Origin of the sequence: Pseudomonas sp. AL03 (assembly GCF_029960815.1) — a bacterium.
Taxonomy (GTDB): domain Bacteria; phylum Pseudomonadota; class Gammaproteobacteria; order Pseudomonadales; family Pseudomonadaceae; genus Aquipseudomonas.
Genome location: NZ_JASBRE010000036.1, coordinates 1 through 14,601 on the forward strand (window position 1 = coordinate 1; position 14,601 = coordinate 14,601).

13 protein-coding genes are annotated in these 14,601 nt (G+C 60.6%); 2 read left to right on the forward strand and 11 right to left on the reverse strand.

Annotation, left to right across the window (positions count from 1 at the left end; genetic code table 11):
• Window positions 1–196 precede the first annotated feature (196 nt).
• Window positions 197–1,819 (reverse strand): MFS transporter, encoded by a 1,623-nt coding sequence (locus QK293_RS24300; protein WP_282382004.1) that lies wholly within the window; start codon window positions 1,817–1,819, stop codon window positions 197–199.
• An 80-nt stretch (window positions 1,820–1,899) separates the two neighbouring features.
• Window positions 1,900–3,549: a GMC family oxidoreductase N-terminal domain-containing protein gene (locus tag QK293_RS24305; protein WP_282382006.1), complete on the reverse strand. Its 1,650-nt coding sequence runs from the start codon at window positions 3,547–3,549 to the stop codon at window positions 1,900–1,902.
• 120 nt (window positions 3,550–3,669) lie between these two features.
• On the opposite strand from QK293_RS24305, the gene QK293_RS24310 reads away from it, so the two are divergent.
• A complete protein-coding gene (locus QK293_RS24310) occupies window positions 3,670–4,566 on the forward strand; it encodes a LysR family transcriptional regulator (protein WP_282382008.1) in 897 nt (298 codons plus the stop codon).
• 11 nt (window positions 4,567–4,577) lie between these two features.
• Here the strand turns inward: QK293_RS24310 and QK293_RS24315 are convergent, their stop codons facing one another.
• Genes QK293_RS24315 through QK293_RS24345 form a run of 7 tightly spaced genes read right to left on the reverse strand, consistent with a single transcriptional unit; the run spans window position 4,578 to window position 10,872 of the window.
• A complete protein-coding gene (locus QK293_RS24315) occupies window positions 4,578–5,945 on the reverse strand; it encodes an ATP-binding protein (RefSeq protein ID WP_282382010.1) in 1,368 nt (455 codons plus the stop codon).
• On the reverse strand, window positions 5,942–6,604 hold the full coding sequence (locus QK293_RS24320; RefSeq protein ID WP_282382013.1) for a response regulator: 663 nt from the start codon (window positions 6,602–6,604) through the stop codon (window positions 5,942–5,944). The genes QK293_RS24315 and QK293_RS24320 overlap by 4 nt, the downstream gene beginning before the upstream one ends.
• Before the next feature lie 11 nt (window positions 6,605–6,615).
• Entirely contained in the window at window positions 6,616–7,260 is a 645-nt protein-coding gene (locus tag QK293_RS24325; RefSeq protein WP_282382017.1) for a tetratricopeptide repeat protein, read from the reverse strand.
• Complete coding sequence (locus QK293_RS24330) at window positions 7,257–8,066, reverse strand: SDR family oxidoreductase (protein ID WP_282382019.1); 810 nt, start codon at window positions 8,064–8,066, stop codon at window positions 7,257–7,259. Before QK293_RS24330 ends, QK293_RS24325 begins: the two co-directional genes overlap by 4 nt.
• A complete protein-coding gene (locus tag QK293_RS24335) occupies window positions 8,053–8,727 on the reverse strand; it encodes an iron-containing redox enzyme family protein (protein WP_282382021.1) in 675 nt (224 codons plus the stop codon). The genes QK293_RS24330 and QK293_RS24335 overlap by 14 nt, the downstream gene beginning before the upstream one ends.
• Window positions 8,724–10,205, reverse strand: a complete 1,482-nt coding sequence (locus QK293_RS24340) for an AMP-binding protein (protein ID WP_282382023.1) — start codon at window positions 10,203–10,205, stop codon at window positions 8,724–8,726. The genes QK293_RS24335 and QK293_RS24340 overlap by 4 nt, the downstream gene beginning before the upstream one ends.
• Window positions 10,195–10,872, reverse strand: coding sequence for a thermostable hemolysin (locus QK293_RS24345; RefSeq protein ID WP_282382025.1), 678 nt, complete (start codon window positions 10,870–10,872; stop codon window positions 10,195–10,197). The genes QK293_RS24340 and QK293_RS24345 overlap by 11 nt, the downstream gene beginning before the upstream one ends.
• Window positions 10,873–11,077: 205 nt before the next feature.
• Between QK293_RS24345 and QK293_RS24350 the strand changes: the two genes are divergently transcribed.
• Entirely contained in the window at window positions 11,078–11,650 is a 573-nt protein-coding gene (locus QK293_RS24350) for a cytochrome b (protein WP_282382027.1), read from the forward strand.
• Here QK293_RS24350 and QK293_RS24355 read toward each other — a convergent pair.
• The gene (locus QK293_RS24355; protein ID WP_282382029.1) at window positions 11,631–12,743 is read right to left on the reverse strand and encodes a DNA alkylation repair protein; all 1,113 of its coding nucleotides are present in this window, start codon (window positions 12,741–12,743) and stop codon (window positions 11,631–11,633) included. The genes QK293_RS24350 and QK293_RS24355 overlap by 20 nt on opposite strands.
• Window positions 12,744–12,791: 48 nt before the next feature.
• The gene (locus tag QK293_RS24360) at window positions 12,792–14,600 is read right to left on the reverse strand and encodes a monovalent cation:proton antiporter-2 (CPA2) family protein (RefSeq protein ID WP_282382032.1); all 1,809 of its coding nucleotides are present in this window, start codon (window positions 14,598–14,600) and stop codon (window positions 12,792–12,794) included.
• Window position 14,601 lies beyond the last annotated feature (1 nt).

The window sequence follows — 14,601 nt, forward strand, 5'->3', positions numbered from 1 at the left end:
GCCGGAGTGAGGGCATGCCGAGCCTAGGCGAGGCACCGAATGGCGGGGCAAAAGCGCTTTGGTTACTTTCGCGCTTTTCGAAAGTGACCCGCCGTAAGGGTGGAACCCTAAGCCGCCGTGACCGCAGAAACGGATATGTACCCCAATCTTAAGTGAACAGCATTCCCCGCATTGCGGAGCTTTTTTTTCCGTGCTGTCAGTTGGTATCCAGGTCCACGTTCTTGGTCTCACGCAAACAGATCATCCCGACCACCAGGCTCACCCCGGTAATCACCACCGGATACCAAAGCCCGTAGAAGATGTCCCCGGTGTACACCACCAAGGCAAACGACACCGTTGGCAGGAAACCGCCGAACCAGCCATTACCAATGTGGTACGGCAGGGACATCGAGGTGTAGCGGATGCGCGTCGGGAACAGTTCGACCATCAGCGCTGCCAGCGGGCCGTAGCACATGGCGGAAATGATGATCAGCACTACCATCAGCGCCACGATCATGGATTTGTTGACCTGTTGCGTATCGGCTTGTGACGGATACCCCGCCAATGTCACCGCGCCACGCAGGGCTGCTTCATCGTAACCATCGAGTTTCACTTCGCCGACGCTCACCTGCACGGCACTGCCAGCGGGTGCGGCTTCGCTCTTGTAAGGAAGGCCCTGTTTCACCAGGAAGGTTTTGACCTTGTCGCAAGGGCTATCAAATTTTGCCTTGCCCACCGGGTCGAACTGGAAGGTGCAAGTGGCCGGGTCAGCCAGTACGGTGATCGGTGCCTGACGGCTGGCCTGGTCGATGGCCGGGTTGGCGTAGTGGGCGATGGACTTGAAGATCGGAAAATACAGCGCGGTGGCTAGTAACAGGCCGATCATCAGCACCGGTTTGCGCCCGACCTTGTCCGACAGCCAGCCGAAGAAAATAAAGAACGGTGCGCCGATGATCACGCTGACGATCAGCAGGCTGTTGGCCAGCGCCGGGTCCATTTTCAGGAACTGGGTGAGGAAGAACAGTACGTAGAACTGCGCCGCGTAGAAAGTCACGGCTTGCCCGGCGTTGATGCTGAACAGGGCGATCAGTACGACTTTAAGGTTTTCCCATTTGCCGAAGGAATCGCGCAGTGGCGATTTGCAGAGCTTGCCTTCCTCTTTCATTTTCACGAACGCAGGCGACTCGTGCAGGCTCATGCGAATCCAGGTCGAGATGCCCAGCAGAATGATCGAAAACAGAAACGGAATCCGCCAGCCCCAGACTTCGAACTGGTCACCGGTGAAGTAGCGGCAACCGAGCACCACCAGCAGCGACAGCAGCAACCCGAGGGTCGCGGTGGACTGAATCCAGCTGGTGTGGAAGCCGCGTTTACCCATCGGGGCATGTTCGGCCACGTAAGTGGCAGCGCCGCCGTATTCACCGCCCAGGGCCAGGCCCTGAAGCATGCGCAGCACCACAAGAATGATCGGAGCGGCGATGCCGATGCTCGCGTAGGTCGGTAGCAGCCCGACACAGAAGGTCGCTACACCCATGAGAATGATGGTGGCGAGGAAGGTGTATTTACGCCCGATCATGTCCCCCAGCCGTCCGAACACCAGCGCGCCGAACGGCCGCACGATGAAGCCGGCGGCGAACGCCATCAGCGCAAAGATGAACGCCGTGGTGTCGTTGACCCCGGCGAAAAACTGTTTGCTGATCACCGCCGCGAGTGCGCCGTAGAGGAAAAAGTCGTACCACTCGAAGACTGTCCCAAGCGACGACGCGAAGATAACTTTCTGGGTCTCGCGGCTGGTGTCCGCGCTGCGCACGGCTTCCAGAGGCTGAACATGTTCTGACATATCGGTATCCCTCACAGTGATTGTTTTTTTTGTTCCACTGTCGGCGCCGGGCTTATGGACTGGCGCCGCTATTCCTTTGCTCAAGAGACTGCGGTCAGTGCTTTTTCGTCGGGTGCAAAACTCCTTGTGGGTGTGTCCAGGATCAGTTTCGCGGCTTTTTCGGCAATCATCAGCGTAGGCGAACACGTGTTGCCCGAGGTGATGCGTGGCATGATCGAGGCGTCGGCGATGCGCAGGCCGGGGATGCCATGGACTTTAAGTTGCGCATCGACCACGGCGTCCGCGTCGTTGCCCATGCGGCAGGTGCCGACGGGATGGAAAATCGTTGTGCCGATGCGGGCGGCGGCTTCGTGCAATTCTTCGTCGCTCTGCAAGCTGTCTCCGGGCAAGTACTCGACCGGTTTGAACGCTTGCAGGGCCGGTGCGGCGACGATGCGGCGGGTCAGGCGAATGGCATCCGCTGCAACCCGCAAGTCCTCCGGATGGCTCAAGTAATTGGGCTGAATCAGCGGTGCTTCCTGCGGATCGGTGGAGCGAATCTCTATGCGACCACGGCTTTGCGGGCGCAGATCGCACACCGAGGCCGTGAAGGCCGGGAAGGTATGCAATGGCTCGCCGAAACGCTCCAGCGACAGTGGCTGAACGTGGTACTCGAGATTCGCTGACGTCTGTTCCGGTCCTGATCGAGCGAAGGCGCCGAGTTGACTGGGCGCCATGGACAACGGGCCGCTGCGGTCATACAGGTAACGCAGGCCCATGCCCATCTTGCCCCACAGGCTGCCGGCAATTTGATTCAGCGTGCGGGTGTTTTCCAGTTTGTAGATCAGGCGCAGTTGCAGGTGATCCTGCAGATTGCCACCCACGCCGGGCAGTGCATGGGCAACGCCGATCCCCAGTCGTTGCAGCAGCGGGCGAGGGCCGATCCCGGAACGTTGCAGGATGCTGGGAGAGCCGACGGAGCCGGCGCACAGCACGATCTCTTTACGCGCCTTGAAGGATTTCGCCTGACCTTGCCAACACGCGCTGACCGCAGACGCACGGCCGTTTTCCAGCAGCACGCGATCCACTTCGACGTCGGTCAGCACGGTGAGATTGGGGCGGTTGCGGATCGGTTTGAGAAACGCCTTGGCCGCGTTCCAGCGAATACCGGCTTTCTGATTGACCTGAAAATAGCCACAGCCTTCATTGTCGCCCTGGTTGAAGTCATCGATGCTGGCGATGCCAATTTGCTCGGCAGCGCTGCGGAAGGCATCCAGAATCGGCCACGACAGGCGCTGGCGCTCGATCCGCCATTCCCCGGCAGCACCGTGAAATTGCGAGTCGCCGGCAAAGTGGTTTTCGCTTTTTTTGAACAACGGCAGCACGTCGTTCCAGCTCCAGCCGGAATTGCCTTGGGCTGCCCAGCCGTCGTAGTCGCCCGCTTGGCCGCGCATGTAGATCATGCCGTTGATCGATGAACAGCCGCCGAGCACTTTGCCACGCGGATAACTCAGGGCCCGACCTTGAAGGCCGGGTTGTGCTTCGGTCTTGAAGCACCAGTCGGTGCGCGGGTTGCCGATGCAGAACAGGTAACCCACGGGGATGTGAATCCACGCGTAGTTGTCGCGGCCGCCGGCTTCGAGCAGCAACACGCGATGTTGCGGGTTGGCCGACAATCGATTGGCCAGCAAACAACCGGCCGGCCCGGCCCCGACCACGATGTAGTCGTATTCATCCAGAGAAGTCTGCATGCGTGACCTTATGGTGTTGTTCTTGTTGTCGGTCATCCTAGTTGTTAGCTTTCGTCAAAAGAATGTTAGTTTTTGCGCAGCCGCTGTGCGTTTTTAAACACCTCGCTTCAAGGACGACTCATGTTCGACTGGAATGACTTGCGGTTTTTTCTCGAGTTGCAGCGTAGCGGGCGCCTGCTGACCGCTGCCCGCCGTTTGAACACCACTCACGCCACCGTGGCCCGGCACATCGAGGCCATCGAAAAGAGCCTCGGCACCGCGCTGTTTGTCCAGCATGCCCAGGGCTATGAGTTGACCCCGGCCGGCGAAGCGCTGCTCAAACACGCCGAAGCCATGGAAAACGTCGCGCTGCTTGCTCAAGAGGAAATCACCCAATCCACCGCGCCACTGGGCAAGATTCGCGTCGGCGTGACCGAAGGGTTGGGCATCATGTTCCTCGCCAGTCGCATGAACGGCCTGTTCGAGCGCTATCCGGGGCTGGAAGTGGAACTGGTGGCGGTGCCGCGGTTTGTCAGCATCCTTAACCGCGAAGCCGAGATCAGCATCCACCTGGAGCGTCCGTCCGCTGACATGCTGGTCACCCGTAAACTCACTGACTATCGCCTGGCGCTGTATGCCAGCCAGGACTACCTCGACCGCTCGCCACCGCTGTGCAGCCGCGAAGACCTTGGTCGTCATGCCTGGATCGGCTACGTCGACGACTTGTTGTTCAGCCAGGAACTGATGTTCCTCAACAGTTTCTGTCGCAACCCGCAAGTGGTCTTCCACAGCACCAGCGTCATCGCTCAGCAACAGGCTGCGCGCTCAGGTTTGGGCATCGCCGTGTTGCCGTGCTACATGGCCAGCGCTGACCCCGATTTAGTGCCGTTGATGCCGGATGAGAGCATTCAGCGCAGCTACTGGATCAGCACCCGCCGCGAGCTGCACAAATCCGTGCGGTTGCGAGTGTTGTGGGATTACGTGGTGGAGTTGTGTGAACGCGAGCAGGGGATGTTGCTCGGGCCCAATCCCGGGTAGGAGCCCTCGTTTCAAACGTCCGGAATCGACAGGGTCGCCCGCAACCCGCCCTCCGGCCGGTTGACCAGGGTGATTCGTCCGCCCAGGCGAGTCGCAATGGTGTTGACGATCGTCAGCCCCAACCCCGCCCCCTGGACGTTTGCGCGACTGTAAAAGCGTTCGAACAAGCGCCCGCGTTCCGCTTCGTCGATGCCCGGTCCCTGATCCTCGACACTCAATGAATAGAAGCCGCCCGCTTGATTCAGCTGCACGGTGATGACGCCGTGCTCGGGGGAAAAATTTGCCGCGTTGCTGATCAGGTTGTTCAGGGCGATGTCGATGGCGGCGGCGTCGGCAACCACTTTAAAGGGACGATCGGTGACGTCGAAGGTCAGCTCAAGGTTTTTACTCAGTAACCAGGGCGTGAGCTGTACCAGGCTTTCTCGCACGGTTTCGGCCAGGTCGATGCTGTGCAATACCGGAGCCATTGCTTTGGGTTCGAGGCGGGCCATGGTCAACAATTGATTGACCAGACGGCTGGTGCGGTCGACGCCGGCGATCAGAAACGCCAGGGATTCCCGACGCTCCTGTTCGGTGCCGGCCTCCAGCAGGTTCTGCGCATGCACCCGCAGCACCGCCAGGGGCGTGCGCATTTCATGGGCGGCGTCGGCGATAAAGCGCCGCTCGCGGCCGAGCACTTCCTGAATTTGCGCGAGCATGCGATTGAGCGCTGCTTGCATCGGTTCGAGCTCGCTGGGCAACGGGGTCAGTTGCAGCGGTTCCAGAGAGCCGCTGTGCCGTGCCCGCAGAGTCGCCGCCATATCGGCCAGGGGCTTGAGGCCCCAGCCAAAGGCCAGCCAGACCATCGCCACTAGAATCAGGCTGCCCAGCACATTGGGCCACAGGGTATGGCGCAGGATCCGATCCACCAGGTCCGAACGCACATCGTCGCGTTCGCCCACCCAGATCCGCAAATCCGTTTGTCTGTCTTCCAGCATGAACGCGCGCCAGTGACGGTTGTTCAGGTCCACCACATCGCTGAAGCCGGGTTTCGACGGGGGCGCGGTGAAGGAGGGCGCGCTGGCGGTGTGCACCAGCACTTCGCCCTGACGATTCCAGACCTGAAAGGCAATCTTGCTTTCATAAGGATGGCCATCGACCCTCGGCACTGCTTCGCCCAAGGCCCTGTTGAACGCCTGATACAGCTCGGCGTGTTCCTTGCTGGCCAGCGGCATGCGCATCACACCCTGCAGCAGCCGGGCGTTTTGCGCCAGTTGAGCGTCATAGACTTCGGCAATTTCGTGGTTGCTGTCGTGCCAGTTGAACACGCTGATCACCGCCAGACCGGCGAGCATCAAGCCAATGATCAGCGTCAGGGTGCGACGCCGGATCGAAGTCATCGACGCTCCTCTACCAGGTAACCGACACCACGAATAGTGCGGATCAGGTCGGTGGAGAATTTCTTGCGCAGGTGATGGATGTGCACTTCAAGCGTGTTGCTTTCGGCTTCCTCGTTCCACCCGTAAAGCAACTGCATCAAGTGATCTCGGGTCATGACCCGGCCTGGTGGCGAGAGTAATTCGTGGAGTAGCTGATATTCCTTGGGCGTCAGCGCGACCGGTTCGCCCTGATAGCTGACTTGCTGGGTGCCGGGGTTGAGGCTGATGCCGGCGTGTTCGATCAGCATCTGCGCGCGGCCGGCGCTGCGCCGCAGCAAGGCGCGCAGACGCGCCTTGAGTTCGGCCAGATCAAACGGCTTGATCAGGTAATCGTCGGCGCCGGCATCCAGCCCGGCGATACGGTCTTCGGTGGCATCCCGCGCAGTGAGGATCAGCACCGGCAAGTTGGAGCCGCTGTCGCGCAAACGACGCAGCACTTCGAGGCCGTCCATGCGGGGCAAGCCGAGGTCGAGCACCGCCAGATCAAAGGATTCGCTGAGCAGCGAATGCAAGGCGCTGCTGCCGTCCTGCAACCAGTCGACGGTGTAACCTTCGCGGCCCAGGGCCTGATGAATGCCTTCGCCCAGAGCCACGTCATCCTCGATCAGTAATAAGCGCACACGGACTCCTGTCAGTTGAGTTTCTTGTTCACGTCCACCAGCAACGCTTCAATTTCTTTGCGGCGCCCGGCGTCGGCGGTTTCCCGGCCTGGCCGTGGGTCTGCTAGCAGGGCTTTTTGCAGCGCGCCCCGGGCTTCGCTGTAGCGTTTTTGACGGTAGAGGTGATCGCCCCAGAAGTACAGACTATCGATGCCGTTCGGGTTGAGTTGCAAGGCCTGCTTGAGCAACTGTTCGGCCTTGTCGGCGTCACCGAAACCGATGGGCCAGCCCGGTACCCGGTCATAGAGCGCAGCGAGGCTGGTGTAGGCCGAGCCTTGCAGGGCTTTGGGGTCGAGGGTCAGGGACTTTTCCAGGTCGGCCTTGGCGTCTTTGGCTTTGCCCAATGCACCGAGCCCGCCCTGGGCACCGGCCCAACTGCTGGTGACGATACCGGACCAGATCCAGGCTTCTGCGACGGATTGGCGTTCCCGAGAGAAGGTCGAGGCTTGGCTGGCGAGTTTTTCGAACGCGGCCGTGCGTTGCTCGTCCGGCAGTTCGTATTGGATGTGCGCCCAGCTTTGCTGGATGCCATTGAGACGTTGCTGATCGGCGGCGTCCAGGGCCCAGACGCTTTGGCTCAAGGCGCCCATCAGTAAGCAGGCAAAGAGTTTTTTCATGGTTTGAGGTTCTCGTTATCAGGCTTTTGACTCAGGCGACGGATCAGTGGCAACTGCTTGCGCAGGCCGCGATCCACCAGGTTTGGCAACAGACTGTTCAGGCCCACGAAAAAGCGTTCTGGCCAGCCCAGGTACAAGTCGCGGCGGTCACCGGCAATGGCGTGCATCACCGCCGAGGCGACTGTTTGCGGGTCGTCGACATTGGATTTGAGCGCGTCATTCAAGGCCTGCGCCGCCGGGCTGTTCATGCTGGTGCGGGTGGCACGTGGCGCGACGTACAAAACGCCGACCTGGGTGTCGGCCAGTTCCCGGCGCAGGGCTTCGGAAAAACCCCGCAGGGCAAACTTGGTGGCGCAATAGCTGGCGTAACCGGGGTAGCCGATGGAGCCGTAGGTCGAACCGACGTTCACCACCATGGCGCTTTCAGCTTGCTTGAGCAGCGGCAGCAATAATTTGGTCAGGCAGATCGGCGCGCCGATGTTCACCGCCAGCATGGCGTTGATGCCGCTGTCATCGAGCTGTTCGAGCATGGCGAAGTGATTGACCCCGGCGGCGTTGATCAGCAGGTTGATGCCGTCAATGGCTTCGGCGGTGGCCAGTACTTTGCGGCGGTCGGCGAGAATCGTCAGGTCGGCGCCAACCCAGCACAAATGCTGCGGATAGCGTTCGAGTAAAGGCTCCAACGGTTCCCGATGCCGAGCCACGGCCAATACCTTGGCTCCACTGGCGCACAGGGCGGTAGTGATCGCCAACCCGATGCCGCCGCTGGCGCCGGTTAGTACGACGCGAGCCTCAGACAGGCGCATGCAGGTTCTCCCCATCGCGTGGCAAACCGCGGAACATGTCGGTGTAAAGCGTGTACACCACTTTGGAGGCGTGAATCACAGCGGCCTGGTCGGCCGGCTCATCGAGAGTGTTCATCAATCGGCGATAGGTCTGCATGTGCTCGATATCCAGCGAACCATGGGAACTGAGGTAACTGAAGGCGCTTTGCGGCAAGTCCAGGCGCTCGCGGATGCTGTCGGCGGCATGGGTGGCCAGGGCGATGCTGGTGCCTTCGAGCACGTTGACCATGCCGAACAGCCCAACCGGGTTGTCCCGGGCAATCAGGTCGTAGAGGAAGCTGACCATTAATTCGATCGGCAAGGATGAACGACCGTCGCGCACCACATCCTTGTCGCCGCCGCAGGCTTCGATGTCGTTGAGTACCCATTGTTCGTGGCCGTATTCTTCCTCGATGTACTCGCACACCGCTTCACGCAGCCATTCCAGGCGCAACGGCAGGCGAGCGCCGCAGGCCATCATCAATGGCACGGTGTGGCGCACGTGGTAATAGGCTTGCGTCAGGAAAGCCCGGTAGCTTTCCAGGCTGACGTTGCCCTCGAGGGCGTCGCGAATGATCGGCAGATTGAACAGCGCGTGACGTTCCTGTTGGGTGGCTTCTTGCAGCGTGTCGAAAAAACTCATGACGCAGATTCCTCTAAAAAGGCAGCTTCAGTCAGTTGCGCGCGGTAACGCTCGACGATCGCGTCCCGGCGCGGGCGGCCATTGGCAGTCAGCAGGCCATTGGCGGGTGTGAACGGTTGAGCCAGACGGGTCCAGTGATGGACCTGAGCGTAATCGGGCAAGGCCTCGTTGGCGTGGGCCACGGCGGCGGCCAGGTCTTCATCGGTGCAATCCGGGCGATGGGGCCAGAGCAGCGCGTGGTTGCTCGGCATCGCTTCGCCATAGACAAAGGCCTGGGCGATATGAAGGCGATGGGTCAGTTCAGCCTCGACCCATTCCGGGTTCACATTGCGGCCGTAACTGGTGACGAATTGATGTTTCTTGCGCCCCTTGAGGTAGAGAAAACCCTCGGAGTCGAATTCACCGAGATCGCCGCTGGGCCACCATTCATCGGTGTGCGGCGCTTCGCCCAGATAACCGAGCAAGGTCGACCCCTTGATCAGCACTTCGCCATCGTCGGCCAGGCGAATGTCCACGTGGGGCAGGGGCCGGCCGACACTGCCGGGGCGGCGCGTCTCTGGCCGATTGAGGCACACCACCGACGCGCACTCCGACAGTCCGTAGCCTTCGTAAACCGGTAGGCCGATCCGTTGCGCACGGTGCAGTAATTCTTCGCTAACCCGCGCCCCACCCACCGCGGCAAAACGCAACGCGTAAGGGCTGAAGGCTTTTTGCTCGGCGGCGCTGACCAGTATCAATAGCAGCTGCGGTACGAGGATCAAACTCTCGGGGGTACGGTTAGCCAGGCAACCGAGCAGCCGAGGCACATCAACACCGCTGGCACCCTGAATGCCCAGGGTTTTCTGGCTGGGCAAGCTCAACGTCGCGCCGGCGTACAACGCGGCATAGCAGCCGAGGTTTTCCAGCAGAATCGCCAGGGGCAGAAGCGCGAGATGGTGTTGGGGATCGGTGGGTTTGCTGGCCTGGTCCAGTTCGCGGGCGACCCGCAGAATGCTCTCGGCACTCAGGCACACGCCTTTCGGTGTGCCGGTGGTGCCCGAGGTGAAGGTCAGTTTGGCGGTGCCTTCGGGCATCCGGTTGGGGCCGCTGAAGGTGCGGCGCCAGAACTCGCCAGTCTTCTCGTAGCCGGCCGTTTGCAGTTCACCTTCCAGTTCCGGCTCGGCAATCACCAGTCCGGCCTGGCTTAGCTCCAGACAATGGCTGCGTTGAGCCGGGCTGAAAAAGGGTGGCAAGGTCAGACAGGTCAGGCCTTCGAACAACACGGCCAAGTCCCAGAGCATGGCTTCGACGCCATTGTCCAAGGCCAGTGCAACCACCTTGACGTGTTCATCGCGCAGACGCTGCTGGCGATACACTACTTCGGCGTACAGCGTGGCGTAGTCCAGTTTCAGCTGATCACCCCACACGGCGATGGCATTGGTCTTGCGTTCAGCATGGCTGCGCAGGGCCTGTTTGAAACGCTCCCTTTCAGGCGACATGGCTGGACTCCTCGTTGGACGACGGCAACCCCAGGGGATTGAACATCCCAATGTTGCGCAAATGGATGAAGCCGGCGCGGATGTTGCCAACGTGCACCCAAGGCTTGCTCTCGTAGTAACTGCCCCAGCTGTGGCGGTCGTCGCCCAGCCGCGCAGGATCGGCGGCGCAAAGGGTCACGGGTTTCAAGCCCAGACGGTGAAAGCTGTTCACCAGGCCGATGTTGCCGGTGAACGCCACCCATTCCAGCCCCCCCATGGCCAGCAGGTAAGTGATGGCGATGATGCTCATTCGCGCACTGCCGGTGTCGCTGGCGGCCAGGTTGCCCACCTCGACGATGCCAGTCCGGTCTACTGCGCAATTGGCAGCGGCACTGATCAGCGGATCGATCGGTTCGTCCAGGTAACGTTCCAGAAACAGCTGTCCGCTACTCGCCAGACGCATGCCGGCCACGGCACAGAGTTCACCTGAAGCGTTGTTCATGCCGAACAGCTCCGGCATGAAGTGACGGATATCGGCACCGTGGGCCTTACGGAAACGTTGCTGGATAAAGGCTTCGAACACTAAACGCTGAGGCTCGTCCGGCAGGGCTCTGGCCAGACTCATCTGCGGGGTTTCGGCGTGGCCAAAATGCAGGGGTAGAGGGATGTTCCAGTCGAAATCGGGCATTGGAAGACGCCTCCCTGAGTAAGTGTGGGAGGAGTATCGGAGGCATTTCTTAACGGAGTCTGAAGGTGGCCGAAAGATCGGTTGGGGCTGTCTTCAGATTGCGTTAAGACTGGGCGGGCAGGGTGGCGCCATTCGGTTCGGCAACAAGGCGGAACCGGGCTGCGCGAATGAGTCGGCAGCCACAATAACGTTCACGAGGCTAGTTATGACCCGCGATGCACTCGCTCACCGGTATGGAAAACTCTCGATCACCTTGCACTGGCTGATGCTCGTGCTGTTTGTCGGCGTGTATGCCTGCATCGAAATCAAAGGGCTGTTACCCCGCGGGCATGCGTTGAGGAGCTTGTTCCTGGGGCTGCACGGCGTATTTGGACTGAGCATTTTTGTGTTGGTCTGGGTACGCTTGCTCGGGCGGCTTACCCCGCGTCCACCAATCACTCCCGCGCTGCCCGGCTGGCAGACTGGCGTTTCGCACCTGATGCACCTGGCGCTGTATGGGCTGATGATCGCCACGCCATTGTTGGCCTGGCTGATGCTGTCGGCAGGTGGCAAGCCGATGCCTTATTTTGGTTTTTTCCTGCCATCGCCGGTGGCCGTCGATCCGGACCTGGCCAAGCAGTTCAAGGACTGGCACGAACTGCTCGGCAGCGCCGGTTACTGGCTGATCGGCTTGCACGCGGCGGCGGGGTTGTTCCATCACTATTGGGTCCGCGACAACACCCTGACGCGCATGCTGCCCGGTCGATCCGGCAACACGGTCAGTCAGCGTCAGCGATAATCTCGAACCCGGTACTGGCCAGGCGCTCGCCGTTCACCAGAATGTGCACGGCGTGCTTGCCTGTGTAATGCCGGCGGGTGGTGAGTTCCTTGATGTGCTGACCTCGCGCAACCGTCTCGGTAGCCATGCCGGAAAGCGTCAGCGCCTTGAGCTTGAACACCTTCGCCGACGTGCTGCCGTTGGCTTTGACGTAATCGATGGCGTAGTCGATCACCAGTCGCTGATTGTCCTCGATCCTGGATTTGACGCCAAAGGACAGGGTGATTTTTTCACCCAGGCGAATCACCGCCGGTTCCACCTTCACATCGATGATTTCGACCTCAGGCTTGCCGCCCGCGCCAATGATCGTCAACGCTCGCGGGTTGCCCTGTTTGATCAGGTTGCGCAGGGCATGTTTGGCGATCCATGCCGTGTGTTTGTTGTCCAGCGACCAACCTTCGATCAGGTCCAGCACCCACTCTGGATGATCCTTGGTGATGTCGTTGAGGTGATTGGCCACGGACTTGCGCACATAGAGGCTGTCGTCGGCCTTAAGGTTGTCGAGGATCGTGGCGGCGAGTGTCGGGTCGGCTTGCACCTGTTCCAGTCGGAACGACCATGGCAGGCGCGGTCGACTGCCTTCGCTGGCCAAGCGCCGGACGTGTTCGTTGCCATCCAGGGACCAGTCGTGCATCAGCGCCAGTGTGGGTTTGATATCGCTGCGCAGGAAATAGCGGATCGCAAACTCCGATGAACCGAACGCGGTGAAGTATTTGAGGGCGTCCATGGACAACTCGAATGCATGTTCGCCATACGTCGCGACGTAATGCGGCAATGAGATGCTGACGAAGCCGCTGTTCAGGCGCGGAGCGAGGGCGCGCAGCACCTCAAGCGTCTCTTCATAACTCAACGGCAGTACCGCGTGCAGGCACTCGCTGACCCGGGCCATGCGCTGCATGATCGATAATTGCGCAAGCCCGTCGTTGGCCATTTTCAGGAAGGCTTTGGCGTTGAACTCGGGGTAGACCGCGGTCATCTCGGTGGCGATGTGTTTGAGGCGATCGGCGTTGAAGATTTCCTTGAGGGCGGGGGAGGTTTGGTCTGCATTGCTCATCGAGATGTCCTTATGATCGTTCCCACGCGGGAGAGAGGGAACGATAAGTTACGCCTTGCCTGATTCTTCTTCCAACTGATCCGCCTCAAACAACCTCGCCAGTTCCGCCCGCGCTTCCTGCGCCGTCTGCAATACCTTCGCCGCATCGTCATAAATCGCATGCTGGGCTTCCAGCACTTGTTCGTCGTGATGCTTGAAACGCTTGATCCGCGCATCGGCCTGGGTTTGGGTCAACCCCAGCCCGACCAGCGTGCGCCGGCTCATTTCCAGGCTCGAATAATAGGTTTCCCGAATGGCCTCGGCGCCAAGGTCAACCAGACGATGCACATGCTGACGGTTACGGGCCCGGGCGATGATTTTGATGTGCGGATAGAGTTTGTGTACCAACTCGGCGGTCTTGATGTTGGTGTCCGGGTCGTCAGTGGCGATGACAAAGTACTCCGCCTGCTCGACCTTGGCCGCACTGAGGATCTCCGGGCGCATCGGGTCGCCGTAGAACACCGGTACGCCGCCGAAGCTGCGCGACAGTTCGATGGTTTCCACCGAGGTATCGAGGGCGACGAACTTGATGTTTTGCGCGCGCAATATCCGCGCAACGATCTGCCCCATACGGCCCATGCCGGCGATCACCACGCGCGGCGCGTCGGTATCGATCTCGCGGAATTTCTCCGGCACCACCACGGGTTGAACCTTGGGGCTCACCAGTCGCGCGCACACCAGCAATAGCAGCGGCGTCACCGCCATGGACAACGTGATGGTCAGCACCAGCAAGTCGTACAGGCGCGGCTCGAACAACCCCTGGTCGCGGCCAATCTTGAACACCACAAAAGCAAACTCACCACCGGCGGCCAGCACGATGCCGAGGCGAATGGCACTGACCTTGCCCAGACCTCCCGCCAGCCGACCGACGACAAACAGCAGCGGTAATTTGATTGCGATCAGCAACAGAGTCAGGCCCAGCACCGTAATCGGCGCGCTCAGTAGCAGACTCAGGTTGGCGCCCATGCCGACACTGATGAAAAACAGCCCCAGCAGCAATCCCTTGAACGGCTCGATTTGCGCTTCCAGTTCGTGGCGGTATTCGGAGTCCGCCAGCAGCAACCCGGCGAGGAACGCCCCCAACGCCATGGACACGCCCACCAGGTCCATCAACCACGCCGTGCCGATCACCACCAGCAACGCGGTGGCGGTGGAGACTTCCGGCAAACCGGTCTTGGCCACCACCCGGAACACTGGTCGCAGCAGATATCGCCCACCGATCACCACCACCGCGATGCTGCCCAGCATGCGCAAACCGTGATTGAGGTCTTCGGCAGTACTGGTGGAGTGATCGCCGCCCGCCAGCAACGGCACCATCGCGATCAACGGGATGGCGGCGATGTCCTGGAACAACAGAATCGCGAATGCCAACCGCCCGTGAGGGCTGGTCAGTTCCTTGCGTTCGGCCAGGCTTTGCAAACCGAACGCGGTGGACGACAGCGCCAGGCCCAAGCCCAACACGATCGCGCTGTTCAGCGGCTGGCCGAACACGAACAGTGCCAGCACACCAATCACCGACCCCGTCAGCAGCACCTGCGCCAGACCTACGCCAAACACCGATCTGCGCATTACCCACAAACGTCGCGGCGACAGTTCAAGACCAATGATGAACAGCAGCAACACCACCCCCAGTTCGGAAATGTGGCTGACACTTTGCGGATTGCCAATCAAGCCCAGCACCGATGGCCCAATGATCACCCCTGCAAACAGATAACCCAGCACCGCCCCCAGTTGCAGGCGCTTGGCCAAGGGAACGGTGAGCACCGCCGCGAACAGAAACACGACAGCGGCTTGCAACAGGTTGCCTTCATGGGGCATG

Excerpts from the sequence above, each read along its gene's own strand:
- QK293_RS24305 (WP_282382006.1), bottom strand. The coding sequence starts at position 3,549 with ATGCAGACTTCTCTGGATGAATACGACTACATCGTGGTCGGGGCCGGG.
- QK293_RS24310 (WP_282382008.1), top strand. The coding sequence starts at position 3,670 with ATGTTCGACTGGAATGACTTGCGGTTTTTTCTCGAGTTGCAGCGTAGC.
- QK293_RS24355 (WP_282382029.1), bottom strand. The coding sequence starts at position 12,743 with ATGAGCAATGCAGACCAAACCTCCCCCGCCCTCAAGGAAATCTTCAAC.
- QK293_RS24315 (WP_282382010.1), bottom strand. The coding sequence starts at position 5,945 with ATGACTTCGATCCGGCGTCGCACCCTGACGCTGATCATTGGCTTGATG.
- QK293_RS24350 (WP_282382027.1), top strand. The coding sequence starts at position 11,078 with ATGACCCGCGATGCACTCGCTCACCGGTATGGAAAACTCTCGATCACC.
- QK293_RS24300 (WP_282382004.1), bottom strand. The coding sequence starts at position 1,819 with ATGTCAGAACATGTTCAGCCTCTGGAAGCCGTGCGCAGCGCGGACACC.
- QK293_RS24325 (WP_282382017.1), bottom strand. The coding sequence starts at position 7,260 with ATGAAAAAACTCTTTGCCTGCTTACTGATGGGCGCCTTGAGCCAAAGC.
- QK293_RS24340 (WP_282382023.1), bottom strand. The coding sequence starts at position 10,205 with ATGTCGCCTGAAAGGGAGCGTTTCAAACAGGCCCTGCGCAGCCATGCT.
- QK293_RS24335 (WP_282382021.1), bottom strand. The coding sequence starts at position 8,727 with ATGAGTTTTTTCGACACGCTGCAAGAAGCCACCCAACAGGAACGTCAC.
- QK293_RS24345 (WP_282382025.1), bottom strand. The coding sequence starts at position 10,872 with ATGCCCGATTTCGACTGGAACATCCCTCTACCCCTGCATTTTGGCCAC.
- QK293_RS24330 (WP_282382019.1), bottom strand. The coding sequence starts at position 8,066 with ATGCGCCTGTCTGAGGCTCGCGTCGTACTAACCGGCGCCAGCGGCGGC.
- QK293_RS24360 (WP_282382032.1), bottom strand. The coding sequence starts at position 14,600 with ATGCCCCATGAAGGCAACCTGTTGCAAGCCGCTGTCGTGTTTCTGTTC.